The organism is Nocardia farcinica, from assembly GCF_029867845.1.
Lineage (GTDB): Bacteria > Actinomycetota > Actinomycetes > Mycobacteriales > Mycobacteriaceae > Nocardia > Nocardia farcinica_A.
Genome location: NZ_JARWRU010000260.1, coordinates 1 through 4,695, shown reverse-complemented (window position 1 = coordinate 4,695; position 4,695 = coordinate 1). Strand labels below are relative to the sequence as shown.

Genomic DNA, 4,695 nt, shown 5'->3' with positions numbered 1-4,695 from the left:
CGAGCCGGTCCAGGATCGGTCGCGCCGGGGCGCGATCGGCGTCGGTGACCGCGACATCCGGCGGCAGCGGCCGGTCGACGCTCCAGCGCGCGTCCCGGGTCGGCAGCGCGTCCACCGGCGGCGTCGGGGCGGGCGGGCGGGCGTGCACGCTGTCGAAGGCGGCCCGCACATCGGCGGCGCTCACCACACGCGCGCCGCCGCCCGGCCGGACGGGGGCCGTGTCCTGGGTGGCCACCTCGTCGCCGCGTCCCGCCGCGATCAGTCCCACATTGGCCAGCGATTCGGTCGGTATGCGCGCGTGCGGGTCGACGTGGGCGAGGTAGCCGCGATGCGCCCCACGGCGCCCGGCGAACTCCCTGGTGTCGGGATAGCGGGCCTGCACCCGGCGCGCGCCGAATTCCTCCGACAACGGGTCACCGCCGGGCCCGCGCCGCAACAACCGCACGGGCGCCGCCGGATTCGCGGTCCGGTCACCGCTCGCGGCGGCGACGAACACATTGCCGGGGCCGATGCCGAAATCGGCGGCGACGCGGATCGGGCCGACCGCCGTGGGACCGAGCAGGGTGACCGTGTCGATCTGACCGGCCAGCCTGGCGTCCGCGCCCGCGTAGCCGACGGTGACCGCGCCGAAGCCGTGCGCGATCACGTGGTTGGCGGTCACCGCGCGGCCCGTCGCGGCGTCGGGCCCCGGCCGGGTGGCGTTCCATGCCGCGATGTCGCGGGCGAGCAGGTATCCGCCGACCTGCGCGCGATGGGTGTTGCCCACCTCGGGGGCGCGCCGTGGGTGGTCGTAGCCGATCCAGACCACCGAGGCGATGTCGGCCTCGGACGCCATCAGACCCGAGGTGACCTCGTATTGCGCGCGCGCCGAGGTCATCCGGGTGGCCAGATCGGCGGCGGTGATCCCGTGCCCGCCCACATGCCAGGACACCGACCGCGCGTGGTCGAGATCGCCGAGCGCGACCACGATCTTGCCCTTGCCGCCGAAGGCCGAGGGGTCGTAGGACACCAGCTGCACCGGCGGGGAGCCGATGGTCTCGCCCGCCCGGCGGCGGATGGCCGCCAGCTGGTCGCGGGCGTTCACCACGGTGCGCAGTTCCCGCCACTGCCGTGGCGTCAGGTCGGGCCGAGCCCCGCCGGTGTCGCCGATCTCGACCAACCGGCGCAGATCGCGGGCCATCGCCAGCTCGTTGGCCACGCTGCGGTCGGCGGCCGGGATGCCGTCGGCATTGCCGATCACCCGGGGGAAGCTCACCACCAGCGCCGACCGTTCGGCGTCGGTGAGCCCGTGCCACCAGGTGGCGTTGAGTTCGGCCCGGCGGGCGGCGGCGGCGACCACGTCGGCGGGCGGCACGGTGCGCGCGAGCATCGTCAGCAGCTGTGCCTCGGGATGGTTCACCCCGGTCGTCGCCACCTCGGGCAGCAGCGTGCGCAACTGCCCGACGGCCTGCTCGGCCAGCGCGCGCTCCGCACGGCTGGGCACACGATCGCGCGACGGCTCGGTGTCGCGGCGCGCGTCCGCCGGATCGGCGGGCACGGGCGCGGTGCCGTCTCGCGGTGTCGCCGAGGCCGGCTCGCCCGACCGAGGGGCAGGCCCGGCGTCGATCTCGGCGCCGGCGGCGATGCGCCCCAGATCACGCAGCGCCCGCGAGGGAATCCGGCCCTCGGGGTCGGCGTGGAAGTACAGCTCCCGGACCGGCGTTCGCCGGTTGTCCGTGTCGTCCACGACCACGGGGCGCGCGCCGAACTCCGCCGCGGTGGGATCGGCCCCGCGCACCACGCCCAGCGCGCCAGCGAGCCGGGTCGGGACCGAGGTGACCGTGGCCGCCAGATCGCGGGTGGAGGTGGCGACGTAGACATTGCGCCCGAGGCCGAATTCGGCCGCGGTGGTGACCGGGCCCGCTTCCCTCGTCCCGACGAGCGTGACGGTCTCGGCCAGCGCCGACAGGCGGCCGCGGTGCCCGGCGTAGCCGACGGTGTTCGCGCCGAAGCGATGGCCGAACAGATGGTTGACGTGCCCGGGTTCCGCGCCGCGCGGCAGCGCCGCCGCCCTGGTGGCGTCGAAGCCGATCAGGTCGCGTACCAGCAGATCGCCGCCGTGCCTGGCGAGCCGGTCGGCGCCGGGCGTCAGGCGGTGTGCCGGGGTCGGCGCGCCCACCCAGGCGATGCCGGCCACCGGTCGGTCACCGGCGGCGCGCGCGGTGGCCTCGTAGTGGGCGGCGACGGCCGTCACGTGCGAGCCGATGGCGCGCGGCGAGGTGCCGCTGTCGGGGACGTGCCAGGCGACCGAGACTGCTCGCGACAGATCACCGAAAGCGACCAGGGCCCGGCCGTTTCCGCCGAAACTCGTGGCGTCGTAGGCCAGCAGCCGCACCGGCGGCCTCGGCACCGCCGGGTCGAGCGCGCCGGCCAGCGACTCGGCCCGCAGCAGCGCCTCCCTGGTGCGGATCATGTTGCGCAGGTGGTCGGGCTCGGCGCGGTTCATCTCGGGATTGACCAGCTGTCCCATGCCGAGGCGTTCCGGGGTGCGGGCGCGGAAGGAGGCCAGATCGCGTTCAAGTGCCAGGCGGTTCGCCTGGTCACGGACCTCGACGGGCAGACCGTCGGCGTTGCCGACCACCTCGGGATGCACCCGGATCATCGCCGTGCGCCGGTCCTCGGTGAGGTGGCTCCACCACCGCGCGTTGTCGCGCGCCCGTGCCCTGGCGGCGGTGTCGGCGGCCGGACCGCGGCGATCGTCGTGCAGCAGCACCGCGGGGTCGGCGTCCGCGCCGAGTTCGCGCACCGCCGCGGCGGCCAGGTCGACCTCGGCGTCGGTGATCGGGTGGTCGGTGATCGGCTGGTCTGTGGTCGGATGGTCTGTGGTCGGATGGTCGGTGGTCGCCGGCGCGGGCGGCTCGGCGTCGCCTTCCCGATCCGTCTCGCCGATGCCGGTTTCCGGCCTGACCCGCGGCGGGTCCGCGTCGGGGGTGCGCACCGCGGTGGCCGGGCGCAGGTGTTCGCCGTCCGCGCCGAAGAAGACGCCCCAGGTCGCCTTCGCGGGTGGCGCGTCGTCCGGGTCGAAGACGAACGGGTCGCCGCGCAGCGGATCGTCGACCATGACCCGGCCGGTGTCGCTGTCGAAGTACATGACGTAGGCGTGCGCGCCGACACCGTGTTCGTCGACCGAAGCGCTCTGATCGACCACCAGCACGGTCGAGCGCCCGCCGAGATGCGCCAGCCCCTCGGCGATCGCCTGGTGCGCCGACCGTCCCCGGCCACCCGCGACCGGTGTCAGCTCCCCTCCGGTCATGTCCTGCACCTGACGCCAGCTCACGCCCTCCGGCCCCACCGAGCCCGGTTCGGGGGTGGCCAGCGTCGGGTTGCCGGTCTGCGCGGCCACCCGCCACATCGCCGGTTCGACACAGTTGTTGCGCCGCAGCGCGGGGCGCTCGGGGGTGGCCGCGCCGGTGTCCGGTGGCCGATGGGGTGCGGCGCCGACGTGACCGGCGACGACGGCCTCCATGCGGTACAGCGCCTCGGTGGGCACGCCGCCGGGCGGGCGCGCGCCGTCGGGGACCTGCGCGCCGATCGTCCGGTACAGCGGGCCGCCGCCCGCGGCGGCGTGGACGCGCACCTCGTCGCCGAAACGATGGGCGAGCACGCGGGAGTCGTCCGGCCTGCCCGCGAGCACGATGTCGTCGGCCAGGCCGGCGAGGCGGCCGGCGCGCCCGGCCGCCTCGGTCACATCGACGCCGTAGTCGTGCGCCAGGACGGTGTGCCGGGGGCGCGCGCCGTCCTCGGCCCGCGCCGAGCGGGACGCGGTGATCGAGGCGATGTCGCGCAGCAGCAGGTGGGCGCCTTCCCTGGCGCCGGCGAGCGTGAGCCCGCGCAACCGGCCCTTGGCGGCGGGCGCGTCGTAGCCCACCCAGGCGATGGACGCCGTGGCTCCGCCGTCGCGCGCACTGCCCGCGGCGGCCGAGTGCATCGCGAGCACGGAATCGAGTGTTCGTCCCAGTGCGGCGACCGACACGCCGCGGCCGCCGACATGCCAGGCGATCCGATCGGCGGTGTCGACATCGCCGAAAGCGATCGCCGCGCTGCCCTTCCCGCCGAAGGCGGTGGAGTCGTAGAACAGCACGCGCACCGCCGGGGCCGTGGGATCTGCGGCCGCCTGCGTCTGTGCCGCCGCCAGCGCGCGCACGGTGGCGCGCAGGGTGGACAGCTGGGTGCGTTCGGCGGGCGAGAGCGAGTCGAGGGCGAGCAGATCGGTGATCTCCCTGGCGATCTGCAAACGGTTCGCGGCGTCGGCGGAGACCGCGTCGATGCCGGGGGCGCGTCCGATCGTCTCGGGATGCACCCGGATCATCGCCGCGCGCTGCTCCGGCGACAGCGCATCCCACCACCGCGCGTTGGCTTCGGCCAGTTCCGCCGCCCGGGTCCGCGACCGGGTGGCGTCGCTGTGGGTGAGATCCGCGAGATCCGCGCCGTCCCGCTGCTCGGCGAGGGCGCGCAGCGCCGAGTCGGCTGCCCCGAACTCGGTATCCGACGGCGGACCCGCGTTCTCGGGCAGCACGTAGTTGCGCCGGGTCGGTGGCGCGGCTTCGCTGTCGGCCTCGGGTTCGGCGCGGCCGGCCGCGGCGGGATTATCCCCCCCGCGCGGGTCCGAAGCGCGCCCCCCCGGGGGGGCGGCGGGGGGGGGGGGGGGGGGGCGGG

1 protein-coding gene is annotated in these 4,695 nt (G+C 75.8%); it reads right to left on the bottom strand.

The window, feature by feature from the left end; all coding sequences use genetic code 11:
• Nucleotides 1-4,695 (bottom strand): alpha/beta hydrolase (locus QH283_RS05360; RefSeq protein WP_280501901.1); only part of this gene is annotated, 4,695 nt, incomplete at both ends.